Below are 18,303 nucleotides of genomic sequence, written 5' to 3'. Positions count from 1 at the left end.
CGCGGGTTGGTGAGGTGATTGAGATGCCAGAGAACAGACAGATCGAGACTTTTGTTGCGCTACATGCTTTGAGCCCGGTCTGGTTCGAGGTTGCGTTCCTCCGGCCTTTCGGGCGGGGCCGGTCTAGGAACCGTATCGCCTGCTTCGCCATAGCTGTGACCACCGCAATCGAGGCGACGATGCCGGCATCAGCCAGCCGTTCTTCGGTCGGATAATATCATTGATGTGTCCTCTTGGGAGGCTTGCCAAATGGATCGGAGACTTGCGGCCATAGTTGCAGCGGATGTGGTTGGCTACGCCCGGTTGGTGAGAGCCGAAGAGGAAGCCACGCTGGCGGCGCTACGCAGGTTGCGCAAGGAATTGATCGAACCGAAGATCGAGCTGCATCACGGTCGCATCGTCAAACTGATGGGCGATGGCATTCTGGCCGAATTCTCCAGCGTCGTCAGCGCTGTGGCGTGCAGCGTGGAGGTTCAACGATTGCTGGCGGCGCGAGATGCCTGCGAAGCGCAGATTGTATTTCGCATTGGCGTCAATGTAGACGATGTGGTGATTGATGGGGATGATATACTGGGAGACGGCGTCAACGTTGCCGCGCGGTTGGAAGCATTGGCCGATCCGGGTGGAATCTGCATATCCGATGTCGTCTATGAGCAGGTTCGCGACCGGTTCGACCTGATCTTCAGGGACATTGGAAAACAAAAAATCAAGAACATCAACCGACCTGTTCAAGCTTGGAAATGGCCTGCTTACATCGCTGTGACCGATCACGAACCCGACGAAATCGGAAACCCCCAGGCCCCTGCCGGCAAACCCTCGTTTGACACCTGGAATGCCGCCACTCGAACCGCTTGATATCAGGGCTTCATGATAACTTCGGGGAGCGGAAGTCAACGTTACAACACCCCATTTCTGTTTCTGTAACTCATTTGAACAATCAGGCCCGGTATAGCTGCCGCCTGCTCTGGGTGAATTCGTTCAAAGCTGCGGCGGTTTCCTCGGGCAACGGCGGCGGCGCGTAGGCTGCCAGCATCCGACGAGCTTCTTCGGCCCCCACCAATTCGGCGGATTTGGCACCATCTTCAAGCCATTGCTCGTAGCTGTCATTGTTCTGAAGCGTATTGACCACAAACGGGTTTTCACGCGTGTGATCGGTGCCAAGAAAATGCCCGCCGGGGCCGACCTCTGCAATGTCTCCCAGCAACGGCTCAAGATCTTCGGATCTGATCCCTTCGAAGAACCGGTAAAACCCTTCCAGTTGATGGGAATCCTGAACCCATTTGGCGTAGGACACGCCAAGGGAGCCCTCGAGAAAGCCCGCCGAATGCATGATGTAATTGCAGCCGCCCAGCAGTACCGGCCACATCGCGTTTGCGCTGTCATAGCCTGCCTGCAGATCCGCCATCTTGGAACCGGACCACATGGTGCAGGACCGCCACGGCACGCCGTAGAACCGTGCCATCTGCCCAACGAGGAGGTTCATCAACCCTGGTTCCGCCGTTCCCAGCATCGGCGCGCCGGTTTTCATCGACACACCCATCAGGGCCACCCCCAAAACCATCGGACAGCCGCGCCGGATCATCTGGGCATACGCCATTCCGGCCAGTGCCTCTGCGAGGAGCTGGGCCACGCCGCCCAAAGGGCTGGCCGGTCCGCTAGCGCCGGCCAGCAGAAAGGGGGTCAGCAAGGCGGGTTGATTGGCAGCGGCGTAGACCCGCAGCGATTGCAGCATGGTCTCGTCCCAAACCAGTGGCGAATTGCAGTTGAGCAGAGCCGTAACGACGACGTTCTGCTCAAGGTGCTCCTCGCCAAACACGATCCGCAGCATGTCGAGGGTGTCGCGCGCGGCGATTTCGGAGGTGACGCTGCCCATGATGGGCTTATCGCTGAGGGTCAGCGCGGAACTGACCAGATCCAGATGCCGCTCTGGCACCGGAATGTCCTGCGGTTCAACCGGCAGCACGCCGGCCACATGCATCGCCGGGCTCATCTGCGCGAGCCGCAGAAAGTTCTGACTGTCCGCCAGTTGCGATGGCCGTCTGATGCCATCGAGATCATAGACGAACGGCGCGCCATAGCAGTTTGCGAAGATCGAATTCGCCCCACCCACATCGACCGAGCGCTCCGGGTTGCGCGCGTGGAATTTGTACCCGTCGGGAATATACCCGATCAGCGCCATGAATAAATCGCGGCCAATACGGACCCGTTCTCCGTCAACTCTGGCACCGGCTTTCCGCCAGTCCTCAAGCGCTGACGCGTCCCGGAACTCCACACCGATATTCTCGACGATGTGCAGAACTGCGGCGTGGATTTTCTCGATCCCCTCTTCGCTCAGCAGATTCACCGGGCCTACATTGCGGTTCAGCGTTGGCTTGTACAGGATCGGGGCGTCGGTCCTGGCCTTGATCCTGGCGGCACGACCGCGGCGTGTTGGTCTTGCCATTGCTCTCTCCTACATCCGCGCCCGGGCGCTGGCCGGGTCATACATGCTGTCCGCAACCACGTCGGCGTCGCGCATTTCATTATGGATATGCACCTGCACCCGGGTGCCTGGCGTGCCCAGTTCCGGCGGCAGCAGCGCCATCGCAATGTCGTGGCCAAAGTGATAGGAATAGCCGCCAGAGGTCACCCGTCCAACCAGAGTTCCCCTCTGATACACCCCTTCATCAGCGATGACCGACGTATCCGCAGCAGGCAGCTTCAGTGTCACAAGACGGCGGGTGAGCCCGGCCTCTTGCTGCGCCCGCAGAGCATCCCGTCCCACAAAGTCGCCCTTGTCCAGCTTCACGAACCGGTCCAGCCCAGCCTCCAGCGGGCTGATATCTGGCGCCAGCTCGCGCCGGATCGCTCGGTAGCTTTTGTCCAACCGCAGCGACTCGATAGCCTCAAGTCCGAACAGCTTCATACCATGCGGTTCACCCGCCTTGATCAGCAGATCCACCAAGTGGCGACCGTAACTTACCGGATGGTGCAATTCCCACCCCAGCTCGCCGGAGTACGACACCCGGATCAGGTGCACATCGCGGGCATATCCGACTTCCCCCATCTGCGCCGACAACCAGGGAAAGGCATCGTTCGACAGGTCGTTGTCCGACAGCGGCTGCAGGATGTCCCGCGCCTTTGGCCCAGACAGCGCCAATACCCCCATTTGTTCAGAGACATTCTGCAGGATCACGCTGCCATCCGGCGGCAGGTAGTGTCCCAGAACATCCCAGTTCAGCGCCTCGCCTGACGGGGTGCTGACCAGATAGAAGTCATTCTCGCCATAGCGGATCACCGTGTATTCGCCGATGATGCCGCCTTGCCGATTGCACATCACCGTCAGGCCGACGCGTCCGATTTTGGGCAGAGTGTTGGCAAAGAGACCATCCAGCCAGGCGGCGGCACCGGGGCCTTTGACCGTGAACTTCGTCATCGGCGCCATGTCGATCAGGCCGGCAGCCTCGCGCACGGCCCGCACTTCGTCCTGGACATATTGCATATGCCGGGTCCGGCGGAAGCTGTGTTCAGGGACTGCCAATTCGGGCGATGGCGCAAACCAGCGCGGGAACTCCCAGCCGTCGAGCACAGTCCAGACCGCACCCTTTGAGGTCAGCAGATCATAGGACGGGGCAGTTTTGGCAGGCCGAGCAGCGGGCCGGTCCTCGCCCGGGACATGCGGCTCCATATGCGTACCCCAGGTCTCATGCACCTTGTCGGCGGTCCAGCGCTTGGAGACGTGGTTGCCGATCCGTCGGGCGTCGATTTCGGACATGTCGATGCCCGGATCGCCGTTTATTATCCAGCGCGCAAGCCGCTCGCCAATGGTGCCGCCCCACAGGATGCCGCCGGGCACGCCTTCGGCCAGCCACAGGTTTTCATGCCCCGGCGCCGGACCGACCAGCGGCAGCTCGTCCGGGGTCATCTGGATCGGACCTCGGGTGTTTGATTTGATGCCGACGGTACCAAGCATCGGCACCCGCTCCAGCGCCTGCTCCCACTGGGTTTCGCAGGCTTCGAAATCTTCCGGCAGCAAATCCATTCCAAAGTTCTTGGGCACGCCGTCCACGCCCCAAAGCTTGAGGTCTTTTTCATGCTCATATGGACCGAACTGCAGCCCGCCCACGTCCTCACGCAGGTAAGCGCCATAATCCTCGTCGCGCAGGATCGGGTATTGCGGCAGCCCCTGCTTGCGGCGCTCCACCAGTTCAGGCAGGGGCTCGGTCGTCCAATATTGGTGCAGGATCGGTACGCAGGGCAGATCCAACCCCACGCGTTTGGCATTTTCGCGGGCATAGTTGCCGGTGGCGAAAATCAGATGCTTGCAGGTGATTTCACCCTTGTTGGTCGTCACCTTCCAGCGGCCATCGGCAAGCTGTTCGTAGCCCTGCGCTTCAGTCTGCTGATAAATGCTTGCGCCCTTGTCGCGCGCCAACTTGGCCAGTGCCATGGTGATGTCGGCCGGATTTACATAGCCATCCTGCGAATGGAAAATACCGCCTTTGATGTTCTCGTTCGGATTCAGAAACGGATGTTTTTCCAGCACTTCCTCGGGTGTCAGAATCTGCGCATCAATGCCAGCCGCCTCGGCAATGCCGATATAGGATAGAAACTCGTCCATCCGCTCGCGGGTATTTGCGACACGCAGCTGGCCGACCTTATGCAGCCCAACCGAAGCGCCCAGCTCTTTCTCCACCCGAGAGTAGATGTCGATCGTTTCCTGGGTCATCCGGCTGATATTGTGGGAGCGCACAAAAGTCACCAGCAGCCCCGCCGCATGCCAGGTGGAACCTGCCGTCATCTGGCTGCGTTCCAGCATAACGACATCTCGGCAGCCATGCTTGGCGAGGCCGTACAGGATAGAAGCGCCGACGCACCCGCCGCCGACCACAACAACTTCCGTTTCGCTTTTCATTGGGTCCCTCATTTTCTTTTGGAAGAAGGGTATCGTTTTGGGCAGGCGTTGTGATCTTGACAGTTTTTCATGCAGCACATAACTAAAAGTTATGCATCTGTTGCGGCGCCGACTCAAGTCACTAAACCACTTGTTCGCGGTCGAGGCCGTCGGACGCCATCTATCCTTTACCGCCGCAGCGGAAGAGTTGGGCATATCCCAACCCGCAGTGAGCAAGGCAGTCCGGGCAACCGAAGACGCGCTGGGGTTTCCGCTGTTCGAAAGAGAACACCGCGGGCTGGGGTTGACCCCGAAAGGGAAGGCCTTTGTCGGCGAAGCGCGGGCATTGCTTCAGCAGATGTCCGATGTGGTGCAGGAACTGGCAGGACAGAAAGAGGCCCCTGTTGTGCGGGCCTGTTTTTCATCAAGCTTTGTCGCGCTTTGGATGCTTCCCCGCGTCTCGGATTTTTCCGGGTTGAACCCGGATGTTGCGTTGCATCTGGAAGAAAGCGATTCAGATATGGTGGATCTCGATGCCCGGGGGGTGGATTTTTCTGCCCGGCTGGGTGACGGGAAATGGGACGATGTACAGAGTTGGTTTTTGCTCCCCGAACGGGTTGGTGCTGTCGCCTCTCCGGACTATGTCGCACGTCACCCCGGGCTTGCCGACCTGAGCGTGCTTACCCAAGCTGATCTAATTCACGTTGATGAACCGAAACGTGTCCGGATCGGATGGCAGGACTGGTTCCGCGCTTTGCGGACCAAGCCTTCTATCGCTAAAGTCGGCCTCACAGTTTCTGACTATCATTCCGCCGTTGATGCAGCCGTTATCGGGCAAGGCGTGGCCTTGGGCTGGGAACATCTGGTCAGGGGAAAAATTGACCAAGGACAATTGGTTTGGATAGGCACACATATGATAGAAACCGGAAATGGGATTTACCTGGTTGAGCCAGCTAGCCGCCAGCAGTCGGAGCACCTTTCCCGGTTCAGAGATTGGTTAATGGGTCAATTTCCTGACATCGGGGTTGTGCCTGAACCCGGAAGTTGAGTGCAACCGCCAGCTATTGCCGCGTTAACGCCCCTCCACGGCTTTCCAAAATCTGTTACTTGGATCTGGCATGATCGAGCTTACACTTACAATGAAAACCAACTTACTGATCTTGTCGTGACTCGTGGCAGACGCAGTGTTCAGATCGCAGCAGTTGAAGCATCAATGGAGAGTAAGAGGGAGGTGCGTACAGCCGACCTCTGGCAGACGGGCGACCACATTTCGGGACGAAGCCAACTTCTGAAGATTCGAGCATTGCTTACGCGGCATTTCTTTGGACCTGCGGCAATTTTGATCAGTCCCAGCATGTGATGATCTACTGTTCTGCGAGCGCAGCCGGTACTGCCTCGATTGGGACTCAGACCGCGCCAAGGATTGACAGATGCCCAAATTCAGGAATCCAGAGAACCGCTCTTTGATAGGTTTTCATCACTTGGAGCAATGCGGGTGAACGGTCTTTATGGGATGCGGCCCCTTGAGTTATTCTTTGTAAGACCGCATGAGACTGTTTCAACACTTAGAGCTGGCACGCCGAAGCAGTTTCGCAAAATGCAAATCAAGCTAGGATATGACGATCCTTGACTTGGTAGCGGTGGAGTTCTTATCTGGCGGTCGGCTCCTAATCGTATGACACCTGCCCGGCAAACGGCCTGCGCGCGACGATCGCATGCACCATCTTGGCCAGGCTCGTCAGATCGGCCACCGGCACGCCGAGGGCACGCTGAAGATGGTGGGCATAGGGTGCAAGATCGGTGCATTCCAATACGATCGATCGCACATCCTGGTTTTGACGCATCAGACTGTCCCCGACCGCCACGAGTTCGGTGGTCAACCGGTTTTCGTCTATCTCGGTCCTCTTGTCATTCAGGATGACATCCGAAAACTCGGGCTGGTCTTGCATCCCTGCGATGGCGACCGGCGTGTCGCCGACTCCAACCGCCGCGAAATGCCGGTCGGTGAGCGCGCGTCGCTTTGCGGTTATGACGCCAACCTTGCCGCGCCCGCCCGCCATCTGATGCATCAGCTGGATTTGAATGAGGCTCGAGGCAAAGACCGGAACCGAAACCGCCTGCGAAAGTTCGTTCTGATAGAGCGCCATGAAACCGCAACTGCCGGTGATCGCGGCGCAGCCCTTGCGTTCAAGATCGCGGGCCGCCTCAAGAAACGGCGCGAAGAAAGCGTCGCTAGGGCGGTCCAGCAATTCAGCAATTGTCGTGCCTTGGACCACCGCTTTCATCGTCGGAAACGGCAGGCTATTGGCGCAGCGGATATGGCCGGGGGGCTTGGCGAATGCGGTGTCGAGGCACAGGATGCCGATGGGAGCAGTTGGATCAGCCATTGTGCGCCTCTGCAAAGGGGACAAGACCGCGCGAAAACCGGCGCGTCGAATAGGCCGCGAGGTCAATGTTTGGTGCACGTGCAGTCAAAAGGTCAGCCAGAAGTTCACCGGTTTTGGGGGCCATCATCAACCCGTAATGGGAGTGGCCAAACCCCGCGAACAGCCCCGGATGCCCCTCGAAACCGCCGATCATCGGCAGGCTGTCAGGGAAAGAGGGACGCCGCCCCATCCAGAATCCTGGATTTGATGCGTTCAGGTCCGGAAGTGCCGCGCGTGCCTGCGCCAGCATGTATCTCTGCTTTCGCGGATCAGGCGGCGCGTCAACGTCACCGAACTCAGCCTGACCCGCGACACGCATCCCGCCTTCCATGCTACTGGCGACAAATTTCGCATCGGTGTCCGTCACCGAATTGGTCAGCTCGATCCCCGGATCAGGAAATTCCAGATGATAGCCGCGCTCCGCGGCCAGCGGCACCGAAATGCCCAGCGGCTGCAGCAGGTCAGCAGACCATGCCCCCATCGCGACAACAACACGCTGTGCCGCAAAGGTCTCGTCACCGCACTCAATCCGCCATCCGGTCGCTTCCCGGCGCAGCGCGCGGATATCACGCCGCAGCACCTCGACGCCAAGACCCCGCGCCTTGTCGGCCAGCACTGTGGCCAGCCGCCCGGGTGCCAGCGCCCGCGCCTGCCCATGGATCAGAACGGCAGCCTTGAAATCATGCGACAGCGCCGGTTCGATCCGACGCAGCTCGTCACTGCCCACAAGCTCCAACCGCCCGCCTTTTTCCCACCGGATTCGGTAGTCGATTGCATCAAGCGAGGCACGACTGCCATCGCGGAAGGCATGGACATAGGCGCAATCGCGAATCAGCGCCTCTTCACCAGTACCACGCAGGTGGCGGCGATAGAGGTCGATAGACGGCGCGCAAAGCACCTCCATCGCATCTGCGGCTTGCTGGACGCGGGTGGGGGTGCCCTGACGCAGAAACGCCATCCCCCATGTCACCATTCGCGGCCAATAGCTGGCGCGCACGCTGAGAGGGCGGTGTTTGCCCAGCATCAACACAGGCAACTGACGCCACAGACCCGGCAGCGACTGTGGCACGAAGGACCAGGGCGAGATCACGCCCGCATTGCCAAAGGTTGTCTCTTGCCCCGGATCGCCCCGGTCGATCAGCCGCACGGTGAGACCGCGCTCGGCCAGCGAGAGGGCGGTGCAGATACCAACAGCCCCAGCACCCAGAATGGTTACCTCCTGTGCCATTCGGGTCAGACCGGTTTGGTCTGCGCGCGCCGCGCGAGGAACTGGCTCAGGACCGCGGGGCAGGCAATCAGCATCGCCACCAGATCGGCCTGCGGCGAGGGCGCAATGAAGACCAGCCCGGCCACCGCCATCAGGATGCGGAACACCACGCCCATCGGCGCCATCCAATAGCCCACCACCGCAACCGACAGCGCCAGCACCCCGGCGATGCAACTGGCTGCGGTATAGGTGAACTCAATCAGGTCGAAACCGGTCGAGGACACGAAGAGCAACACGGGCGCATAGACAAAGGCCATCGGCGCGACCACTTTGCCCAGCCCCAGCGAGAAGGCCGAAATGCCGGTGCGGAAGGGGTTTGAGTTGGCGATGGCGGCAGCGGCGTAGGCTGAGGTGCAGACCGGTGGCGTGATCTCGGCCACGACCCCGTAGTAGAGCACGAACATGTGGCTGGCGATGGGCGGAATGCCCAGCTGCGCCAGCGCGGGCTGCGCCACCGAGACCAGCATGATGTAAAGCGCCGTGGTCGGCACGCCTGCGCCCATCAGGATACAGGCCAGCGCGATGAAGACGAGGCTGATGAACAGCGTCAGATCCTCGACCTGAATCAGCTCGAACCCGCCGATATTGAACAGCGCAAATAGGTCGCTGCCCAGGTTGGAGGCCGCTTGCGTGACCATGAACCCGATGCGGAAACCGACGCCCGTGGTGTTGATCACCCCGATCACAATGCCCACGGCAGCGGCAGCAGCCCCCACGGCCAGTGCGTATTTCACGCCGGTCTCGATGGTGTCGGTCATCTGCGGGATCGTCGTGCGCGCTTGCGGGTTGAAGGTGGCGATCATCGCCCCGGCGATCAGGATCAGGGCCATGGGCAGGTCGAAACTGTCGCCCATGTATTTCCAGATCACGAAACCGATGAAGAAGGCGGGATAGACCCAAGTGATCGGCTGCCTGAAGCGGCTCATCCCCGCGACCAGCGCCAACGAGATGCCACAAAAGGCGGACATATAAGGCGTGTAGCCAGAAAACAGCACCACCAGCAGGCCCACAAGCGGCACGATATTGGCCCAGCCATCGCGCCAGACTTCGGTGAATTTGGGCAGCATGTCCTTGGTCATGCCTTCCAGCTTCAGGCGCTTGGCCATCAGGTGGACCACGGCAAACACGCCGGTGTAGTGCAGCAGCGCCGGAAAGATCGCGGCGATCACAATGGTGGTATAGGGCACCTCCAGAAACTCGGCCATGATGAAGGCCGCCGCCCCCATGATGGGTGGGGTGATCTGCCCCCCCGCCGAGGCCGCGGCCTCGACCCCACCGGCGAAATGGCCGGGATAGCCCAACCGCTTCATGTTGGGGATGGTGAGCGCGCCGGTTGAAACGGTATTGGCCACGGACGAGCCCGAGATGGTGCCGAAAAAGGCAGAGGACACGACCGAGACCTTGGCCGGGCCGCCCGTGTAGCGCCCGGCAAGGATGGTGGCGTTGTCGATAAACAGCTGCCCCAGCCCGGTGCGTTGCGCGATCACGCCGAACAGCACGAAGTGAAACACGATGGTCGAAACCACCCAGAGCGTGACGCCAAAGATGCCTTCTTGCGGGAAGTACATCGATGAAACGAAGGTTTTGAACTTGACGCCGGGATGAGTGAGGATGCCCGGAAACAGAGGCCCGAACAGCGCATAGGCCATGAAAATGCAGATGATGAAGGGCAGGATCCAGCCAAGCGTGCGCCGCGCGATATCCAGCACCAGCACGATCAGAATGCCGCCGAACACCAGATCATAAGTGTTTGGGTTGCCCATCCGAAAAGTCTGCTCTTCGATCCCCAAAAGTGGAATGCCGTGCCACGCCACGCCGATGTAAAGCGCCGACATCACCCCCAGCACCATCAGGATCACATCCAGGTAAGGCACGCCGCCAAGACGGAACGCGCCGGTCTTCAAATCGAAGGAGGACTTGGTTTTGATGTGCGGATAGAGCGAATAGATCAGGATAAAGAGGCCCGACAGGTGCCAGCCCATGTGCCAATAGTCCGGTGGCAGACCAAACCCCGCCGTCAGGTAGTGATAGGTCGCGAAGAGCAGCGAGAAATACCGCAGGAACAGGGCGAAGTGATCCGTCACCTTGCGGGTCGCTGCGCCCTCGTCGAATTTCTCCTCGATGGCGGCCAGATCTTCGGCCGATAGCTCGGGAGTGTTCTGATCTGGCGCGTTGCTCATGGCCCGCCCTCTCGCAAGAATTGTCGTGAAGGATCAGTCGGGCGGCGGGCAGGTTGGCCTGCCGCCCGTCGATCATTAAAGCCGGGGAGATGTGGCTTTACTGCAGAAGCCCTGCGTCCTTGTAGAACTTCTCGGCACCCGGATGCAGCGGTACGCCAAGTGCCGCGATACCATCAAGCGCAGTGTCGGGCGTGATCTGCTTGCCCTTGGCATGGCCATTGTCCAGCAGCTTGCGGGTGTTGTCGTTCCACATCGCTTCGGTGATGCCATAGACCAATTCGTCCGACAGGTCCGAGGAGACGACCAGCAATGCCGAGACCGCCGGGGTCTTCACCTCGTAATCGACGCCCTCATAGACGCCCGCTGGAATCGCTGAGGGGATATAGGCCGGGATGATCTCGTTGATCTTGGCCAAATCCTCATCGCTGAAGCTGTGCAATTCCATGCCTTTGGTGGTGGCCAGTTGCACCATGGCCGAGACCGGCCAGCCAGCGGCATAGAAATAGGCGTCAATCTGACCGTCGGCCAGACGTTCGGCGGACTGACTGTTGTTCAATTCCGCCTCATCCATGTTGTCGCGAGTGACACCCCAGGCGTCCAGCATCTGCAACACGGCGACCTGCGTGCCCGACCCGGCCTGCGCGATGCCGACGCGCTTGTCCTTGAGGTCGCCCAATCCACCGATCGACGACCCTTTGGGCAGCACCAGATGCAGATCCTCGGGGAAGAGGTTGGCAACAACGCGCAGTTTCGGATGCGGTTTGCCTTCGAACTTTCCCTCGCCCAGATACATGGACCGGGTCACGTCAGCAGCGGCCAGGCCGGCCTCAAGCTCGCCATTTTCGACAGCGGTGTTGTTGAACACCGACGCGGTTGTGGATTGCGCGATCGCGATCAAGCCCGGCACGCCGCATTGACCGCCCTCATCGCAGGGGCGCGAGCCCGGAGGGGCGGAAATGCCGTTGGCGATGGTGCCACCGATGGGGAAATAGGTGCCCCCGGCGCTGCCGGTGCCGATGCGGAAAAAGGTCGGGTCCTGCGCATAGGCGGTGCCCGTGGTCAGCGCGGCGGCAACCAGCGCACCGCTGAACGTCTTCATCAAGGTCATTCTTGTCTCCCTCTGGTTTGATCCGGGCTTTGCTGGCCCGGTTGTCATTCATCCACGATGCGGGAAGTTTTTGATAAAAACAAATTTGAATACTTTAGCACAATCAAAGTTTTGCTTATGAAAGGCTATGAACCTGTCCCAAATTACCGCTTTTAGGGCGGTTATGAATTCTTCCTCGCTGTCAGAGGCCGCCAAAAAGCTGGGCCGCACCCAACCGGCCGTCAGCCTCGCGATTCGCTCGCTGGAGGACACACTGGGCCTGAAGCTCTTTGAGCGGCGCGGCCGGCAGCTGGTGCCGGTGCCTGAGGCCTATTACCTGCTGGCTGAAGCCAGCGACATCCTCGACCGCCTGTCGGCGGTCGCGGGCACCATGAAAGGCCTGATCAGCGGCCAGAGCGGTCAACTCAACATCGCGTCGATGCCTGGCCCCTCAACCTTTCTGCTGCCGCGCTATATCAGCCGCGCCATACATGACAATCCAGACATCCGGGTATCGCTGTCGTCCCGGACGTCGTTGCAGATCCGAGAACTGGCGGCGACACAAAGCTTCGACTTCGGCTTTGCCGATCTGGTCGAAGGTCCCAGTGCATCAAAGACCTATCAGCAGGAGCTTATCACCGCCGATTGCTATTGCGCCTTGCCCCATGATCATCCGCTCGCCGCGCGTGACGCGGTCCTGTGCAGCGATCTTGATGGCGTGCCGCTGGGCTCGCTTCAAAGCACGCATGTGATGCATAAGCGGACGGTGCATGCCTTGAGGCAAGCGGGGGTGGGCGCCAAAATCGTTCTGGATAGCCAATATTTCCTGCCGCTGATGCAATTCGTCAGTGCTGGCAGATGTCTGTCGATTGTCGATCCCCTGACCATGGTCACCGAAACCGAAATGAACTCGACCGCTGGCCGGGTGGTGTTCCGCCCCGTTCAGGGCCTATTTCGCTATGAATATGTGCTGCTGTCGCCGCTCTACCGACCGCTCTCGCAGCTCGCCAGTCGGATCAAGGACGGATGGCGCGATGAGGTCATTGCCTTGCTAGATGGTGTCAACGCCAGCCCGAGGATCGAGTTGATCGGCTCAGAGGGGCTGGGTTGAGGGTCAAAACGCCGCCTCAAGGTCGGTTTGATAGCCAAAAAGCGCGGCAAGCCCGCCGGTATGGACAAAAAGTACCCGGCTGCCTTGTTCGATCCTGCCCTCCTCGACCAGCGCGGGGATCGCGGCAAACGCCTTGGCGGTATAGACCGGGTCAAGCAGGATGCCCTCTTGCCGCGCCATGAGTTCCATTGCGCGCAGCGCAACCGGCCCGATGCGCCCGTAGCCGGGGGCCAGCGCCCCATCCCAGACCGCGATATCCGCCTCTTTGACCGAACCCGCGGCGTCGGTCAGATCGCGAAGCCGCCTGAGAACTTCGGCAACTCGAGTCTTTTGTGCCGCTGCCGCGCGGCGCACGCAGCTGCCTATGACCATTGCGGCACTGCCAGCGTTGCGCAGCCCTGCCAGCAACCCGGCATGGGTCGCCCCGCTGCCAGAGGCAACGATTACATAATCAAAGGCAGCTTCTTCACACGCGATCTGCTGCCCGGAGCGCAGGTATCCCAAGGCACCAAGAGGCGGGTTATCGACGGCCAGAGGGATCACGTAAGGTTTCCGTCCAGCATGGCGCAACGCGTCGGCGCGGGCGCGCAAGGCGGCATCGGCGCCTGCCTCATCCTCGCCTGTGGGATAGTGCATGATCTCCGCCCCCAGGATACGCAGTAGCAGAACGTTTCCTGAGCGGCGATAATTCTCATCCATCTCCGGCACGCGGTCCTCAAGCTGTACGACCGCCTGCATTCCGAGGGCCGCCGCAGCAGCGGCGGCGGTCCGCACGAAATTCGATTGCACGGCACCGGTGATCAGGATCGTGTCAGCGCGCTGAGCTTGCGCTGCGCCCAGATAATGTTCCAACTGCCGGGTCTTGTTCCCTCCGAACGGCGCGCCGCACAGATCGTCCCGTTTGATATGCAATTCAATGCCGAGCGATTTCGATAGCGTGTGCAACGGATCCAGCGGCGTTTCCTCGTGAACAAGGGAAGCGCGGCAAGCGAGGGAAGCTGATCTGCTCATTCCGGGTCCAGACTATATTGGGGCGTTGTAAGGGATCAAACATCATGTGGTACGGTGCTGCCAAGAGCCACCCGCCGTTTATGCGGTCGCTTGTTCGGTGTTCAGTCCCGGCATCTGGTGGATCGGATTGAGGATGAAACGATCTGGTTCTGATGTCCAGATTTTGCAGATGTATTCGTAAGGTGTGAGCCCGCTCAGTGTCTTCAGACGTCGTGCGAATTTGCAAGCATCGAGGAAATCTGAGAGATGGTTATGCAACTGGTCGTGGTGGTCATAGCGATACCGTTTCACGGTTACCTCTTTGATCGTCCGGTTCCTGCGCTCCACCTACCCATTGGTGCAAGGGTGGTTGGGTTTGGTTAACCGATGCTCAATGCCGCTCGACCATTGTTCTTGAACCAATGGCGCACAAGGTCTCGCCCTCACAGATAATGCCAAAGCGCATCGGCCAAGCGTATGCTGTGTTCCGGTTGTGGGGTTGTTCAGCGAACTGGATGCCCTTGTCGGTGAGGATGGTGTGGATGTGATACGGCACAGCTTTCAGCAGAGGCTTCAGAAACTCCCACACTGTCTTTCGGTCAGCCCTCTCGACCAACTGCGTGACCGCGAACTTACTGGTCCGGTCAATGGCCACAAAGAGAAAGAGCTTGCCCTCAGCGGTTCGGAGTTCGGCGCTGTCGAGAGGAAAAAGCCGATTGGGTATCGCTTGAACCTCTGTCTCTTCGGCTTGTCCACTGCCCGACAGGGCATTGCAACGCAATGTCCCGAAAGGGGCCATCCATGTCGGGCAGCGATGAGATATCATGACGTTGGAGACAACGATGCAGAGAAGAGCGGGTCAGATGCGGGATCGTCGGTTGCAAGGCATAGAGACAGTCATCCAGAGGCAGAAATGTATGCCGTCGAAACGCAACGATCATTGCTTCCTCTGCTTCACTGAGAACAGTCGAATGTGGCTCCTTGGGGCCGGTCTTCAGGTCTTTAACTGACTGCCGCTTTCGCCATTTCGCAACCGTCTTGGGATTGATCCCCAGTTCCCTGTTCAGCACCGAGACCGAAGCTTGTCCCTCTCGGGACATTGCTGCGCAATGCCCTGCCGGGCGGCGGTACGTGGCGCTCCCGTGATGCATCTGTCCCATAGTGCTTCCTTCCATTCCATCGAATGGATCGCACCATCAAACCATGGAATCAAACAGCTAGATCCATGCAACACAATCATCCTGATCACAGCTTATGGTGTCGGTGCCAGGAAACCCCAGAACCGACTGGCAAGAAATGTGCCCATGGGAATGACAATTATCGCAATAGCCAGCGCGACTTTTTCGCCGAGAAGACCATTGGCCACCAAGCTGAACAGAACAATATTGTTGACCAAAAAGCCGATCATAGCGATTACACCATACCGGCAAAAGGCTTGCCTGATCGGAGCTGCTCTAGAAAAAGTAAGGAAATAATGACCCAAGAATCCAGCCGGAAATGCGAGGGCGAAACCCGCCAAGTTTGCCATGGGCAAAGACAACACACCCATCGCGAACAGCCCCTGCGCCACGGCTAGGTGAATCAGCGTGGCACAGAGTCCAACAATCGCAAACCGTAGGGCACGCAAGAACTCATTGAGACTTTTCCGCGCGCTCGTCATGCTTGCCTTCCCGATAGATTCCCCGCAACAGATACAACGGCCGCTGCTTGCTTTCCAGAAACAGCCGCGAAAGATATTCACCGATCACGCCAAGCGAAATGAGTTGAATCCCACCGAGGAACAGTATGGCTGTCATGGTTGACGCATAGCCGGGAACATCCCGACCGAACACAAGCGTGCGCACTACGATCACCAAGGCAAATACGACCGAAGCCAGCGCAACGCTCATGCCTGCATAGGTCCAGATTCTAAGCGGTACGGTTGAAAAGCTTACGACGCCTTCGAGAGCGAAATTCCAAAGCTGCCAATAGCTGAACTTGGTGGTTCCGGCGGATCGCTCGGCGCGAACGTATTCCACGCCTACAGACGGAAACCCGACCCATGCAAAAATTCCTTTCATGAAACGTGTCCGTTCCGGCAGCTTTTTGACAGCATCGACAACGACCCGGTCCATAAGGCGGAAATCCCCGACATTCGGAGGGATTTGCGTCTGCGCAAGGTTGTTGAAGAACCGGTAAAATAGCCCTGCTGTGACTCGTTTTCCGCGGGTATCGCTGTGGCGGTCACTGCGGATGCCAAAAACAACATCATACCCTTCGCGCCACCGTTTCAGAAACTTAAGAATGACCTCGGGCGGATCCTGCAAATCTGCATCCATCGGCACAACAACGTCACCCGATGCCACGTCAATACCGGCGGTCATGGCAACCTCTTTGCCAAAGTTTCGGCTCAGATCAACAATGACGACGTGCGGGTCACGTATGCTGAGCGCCAGAAGTTTGGCGAGCGTATCATCGGGGCTCCCGTCGTTGACAAACACAAACTCAAGCCGCTGCCCCGGAAGGCTGGCATATGTCGCTGATACGAACAGTTCGACGGTGTCACTCTCGGCGAAACACGGTATCACAAGAGATATAAGAGGATCATCACGCCGTGTTTCGCGTGGAGGTAAAGGTGATGCCTCAATGTTAACCTGTCCCATCCATCCTTACCCATTTTGCATAGAACCGGCCACCTTGCGGCGCAGGTGGTGCCTGCACACGCTTGAACCCTGCGTCTTCCAAAACACTTACGATCGGACTGTAAAGCTGCGCTTTGTCCGATCCCATTGCACCGCGTTCGATCGTATATACAAGGACAACCATGGACCGATCAATGATATCGGAACGGATGCTGGTGGCTGCTGCTGGCCATGTGCGGGTGTCTGGATCTAGCAGAAATGCGGTTGTCGCTGTCGGTAAGGCATATACAGATGCAAACAACGTTCCGCGACCATACCCGACATCTATGATGGCGAGGCTGTTTTGTTCGCCATTCGCCCTGATCTGATTTGCAATCGAATTGTAGTACCCTCCGCCCCGGTTTCTGTTGGTTTCCCAACCAAAGTTGGCCATTGAAAACAGCGCAACGCACACCAGAACCCCCGGAAGTAAGTGCAAGATGACGGGTCCTTTTGTCATTCGGGCCAGCGCGTTCCCCACAACCATAGTGCCGCGCCCGGAAAGATAAGCCAGAAACGGCGCAAAAAAAATGAAATAGCGCAACGTGTCAAACCAGCGGTCCAGCACGAGCGAAGCGGCAAGAAAAAGAAACACGCCGGCTGCTGGTATCCAGAGAGCCAGCCACCCAATCCGTTGGCGGGTTCGCTCCTGTCCGCTACGAAAGAGTATGTCGAACGCAGCGACCAGCATCAGCAACAATATTACGCTACGGCCGACTTTCTGAACAGAAGCTGGCACCGCCCAATGCGTTGCGGAAAAAACCTGTGCAGGGATTAACTGCAGGGTTCGTTTGGCCCAGGCGGCAATCCCGGGAAATCCCGTCATCTGATCCGGCCGCGCACCAAGATGGTCCAGCATGACAGGCAGCCATGGTGCAAAGACCGCCGCGCAGACAATGGGGCCCACCAGACCGGCAGCGTTGCGATAGCGCATCGATTCGATCACCCGCCACCCCAATAACGGCACTATGGCAAAAAGGGCAAAATAGTGCGTCAGCATCAGACAACCGCACAGCAAGCCCAAGAGTATCTCGAAACGCAAAGGTGTTCCACGTTCCGCCAGAATTGGCGCCTGTGCCATGGTGCGCCACGCGCCGACAACCAGAAGCACAATCAGAGCATAACCACGTGCGTCTTGCGCTGTTGTCAGTACGGCAAAGGATAGCGCGTATATTGCCAGACAAATCCAGAGGCCAGGTTCCGCGATGCGTTGCAACGTACGGCCATACAAAAAGACCGACATCACCACCAGAATCAGCGACACCGCTCGTACGACCTCAAGCTGGGTTCCAAAAATCAAAGTCCCCGCGTGGGCCATGAGGTAATAAAGAGGGGGATGCACATCAGTTACGACATACCACCAAACCACATCCTGTGTTGTCGTAACACCATCAAAATGCTTGTTAAAAAAAGACATTTCGGTGAACCCGAAAATGGGCTCACCGAATCGAATGTTCGTCAACGATTGAAGCGAGTAAGCCTCATCGAACCAAATTGAACGGCTGAATACACCTATTGAATAGATCGCAGCAGCCCCCATACAGAAGGTCAATATCGCAATGGCTGATCTGGACGGCGTCATGTTGGCAGTATAAATTTCCTCAAAATGTGTGTTATAGTAGTTGTAGCTCAAAATTTTGTTCAAATTTTAGCGAATTTTTCCCATCGCAAAGCAATAACTGCCAATGTCAACAAGATTTCGGATTTCC

Annotated in this window: 13 protein-coding genes and 1 pseudogene; 3 read left to right on the top strand and 11 right to left on the bottom strand. The window is 58.5% G+C overall.

Annotated elements, in window-relative coordinates; genetic code table 11:
• Nucleotides 1-249 precede the first annotated feature (249 nt).
• Nucleotides 250-855, top strand: coding sequence for an adenylate/guanylate cyclase domain-containing protein (locus M3P21_RS11505; RefSeq protein WP_283780943.1), 606 nt, complete (start codon nucleotides 250-252; stop codon nucleotides 853-855).
• Nucleotides 856-937: 82 nt separating this feature from the next.
• Here the strand turns inward: M3P21_RS11505 and M3P21_RS11500 are convergent, their stop codons facing one another.
• Together M3P21_RS11500 and M3P21_RS11495 are read right to left on the bottom strand one after the other, a co-directional pair.
• Complete coding sequence (locus M3P21_RS11500; RefSeq protein WP_249710131.1) at nucleotides 938-2,443, bottom strand: trimethylamine methyltransferase family protein; 1,506 nt, start codon at nucleotides 2,441-2,443, stop codon at nucleotides 938-940.
• Nucleotides 2,444-2,452: 9 nt separating this feature from the next.
• Nucleotides 2,453-4,894: a GcvT family protein gene (locus M3P21_RS11495; RefSeq protein ID WP_249710130.1), complete on the bottom strand. Its 2,442-nt coding sequence runs from the start codon at nucleotides 4,892-4,894 to the stop codon at nucleotides 2,453-2,455.
• A gap of 130 nt (nucleotides 4,895-5,024) precedes the next feature.
• Here M3P21_RS11495 and M3P21_RS11490 point away from each other — a divergent pair, with 130 nt between their 5' ends.
• Entirely contained in the window at nucleotides 5,025-5,921 is an 897-nt protein-coding gene (locus tag M3P21_RS11490; RefSeq protein ID WP_249710128.1) for a LysR substrate-binding domain-containing protein, read from the top strand.
• 619 nt (nucleotides 5,922-6,540) lie between these two features.
• Here the strand turns inward: M3P21_RS11490 and M3P21_RS11485 are convergent.
• From M3P21_RS11485 to M3P21_RS11470, 4 genes are all read right to left on the bottom strand, one after another.
• Nucleotides 6,541-7,260: an aspartate/glutamate racemase family protein gene (locus M3P21_RS11485; protein WP_249710127.1), complete on the bottom strand. Its 720-nt coding sequence runs from the start codon at nucleotides 7,258-7,260 to the stop codon at nucleotides 6,541-6,543.
• Nucleotides 7,253-8,527: an NAD(P)/FAD-dependent oxidoreductase gene (locus M3P21_RS11480; protein WP_249710126.1), complete on the bottom strand. Its 1,275-nt coding sequence runs from the start codon at nucleotides 8,525-8,527 to the stop codon at nucleotides 7,253-7,255. The genes M3P21_RS11485 and M3P21_RS11480 overlap by 8 nt, the downstream gene beginning before the upstream one ends.
• Before the next feature lie 5 nt (nucleotides 8,528-8,532).
• Nucleotides 8,533-10,746 (bottom strand): TRAP transporter permease, encoded by a 2,214-nt coding sequence (locus tag M3P21_RS11475; protein ID WP_249710125.1) that lies wholly within the window; start codon nucleotides 10,744-10,746, stop codon nucleotides 8,533-8,535.
• A gap of 97 nt (nucleotides 10,747-10,843) precedes the next feature.
• Complete coding sequence (locus M3P21_RS11470) at nucleotides 10,844-11,854, bottom strand: TAXI family TRAP transporter solute-binding subunit (protein WP_373319997.1); 1,011 nt, start codon at nucleotides 11,852-11,854, stop codon at nucleotides 10,844-10,846.
• 127 nt (nucleotides 11,855-11,981) lie between these two features.
• On the opposite strand from M3P21_RS11470, the gene M3P21_RS11465 reads away from it, so the two are divergent.
• Nucleotides 11,982-12,944, top strand: coding sequence for a LysR family transcriptional regulator (locus M3P21_RS11465; protein WP_283780936.1), 963 nt, complete (start codon nucleotides 11,982-11,984; stop codon nucleotides 12,942-12,944).
• Nucleotides 12,945-12,947: 3 nt separating this feature from the next.
• On the opposite strand, the gene M3P21_RS11460 is transcribed toward M3P21_RS11465, so the two are convergent.
• The 5 genes and pseudogenes from M3P21_RS11460 to M3P21_RS11440 all read right to left on the bottom strand — a co-directional run bounded on the left by M3P21_RS11460 (nucleotide 12,948) and on the right by M3P21_RS11440 (nucleotide 18,227).
• A complete protein-coding gene (locus M3P21_RS11460) occupies nucleotides 12,948-13,955 on the bottom strand; it encodes a D-cysteine desulfhydrase family protein (protein ID WP_249710123.1) in 1,008 nt (335 codons plus the stop codon).
• 78 nt (nucleotides 13,956-14,033) lie between these two features.
• A pseudogene (locus M3P21_RS11455) lies at nucleotides 14,034-15,094 on the bottom strand (transposase family protein).
• A gap of 92 nt (nucleotides 15,095-15,186) precedes the next feature.
• Entirely contained in the window at nucleotides 15,187-15,594 is a 408-nt protein-coding gene (locus M3P21_RS11450) for a GtrA family protein (RefSeq protein ID WP_249710122.1), read from the bottom strand.
• Nucleotides 15,566-16,576: a glycosyltransferase family 2 protein gene (locus M3P21_RS11445; RefSeq protein WP_249710121.1), complete on the bottom strand. Its 1,011-nt coding sequence runs from the start codon at nucleotides 16,574-16,576 to the stop codon at nucleotides 15,566-15,568. Before M3P21_RS11445 ends, M3P21_RS11450 begins: the two co-directional genes overlap by 29 nt.
• Nucleotides 16,563-18,227 (bottom strand): glycosyltransferase family protein, encoded by a 1,665-nt coding sequence (locus M3P21_RS11440; protein WP_249710120.1) that lies wholly within the window; start codon nucleotides 18,225-18,227, stop codon nucleotides 16,563-16,565. Before M3P21_RS11440 ends, M3P21_RS11445 begins: the two co-directional genes overlap by 14 nt.
• Nucleotides 18,228-18,303: the final 76 nt, after the last annotated feature.

The sequence above is a fragment of the Ruegeria spongiae genome (assembly GCF_023502395.1).
Taxonomy (GTDB): domain Bacteria; phylum Pseudomonadota; class Alphaproteobacteria; order Rhodobacterales; family Rhodobacteraceae; genus Ruegeria_C; species Ruegeria_C spongiae.
Note: the sequence above shows the minus strand (reverse complement) of the source record. Positions and strands in the feature narration are given on the sequence as shown.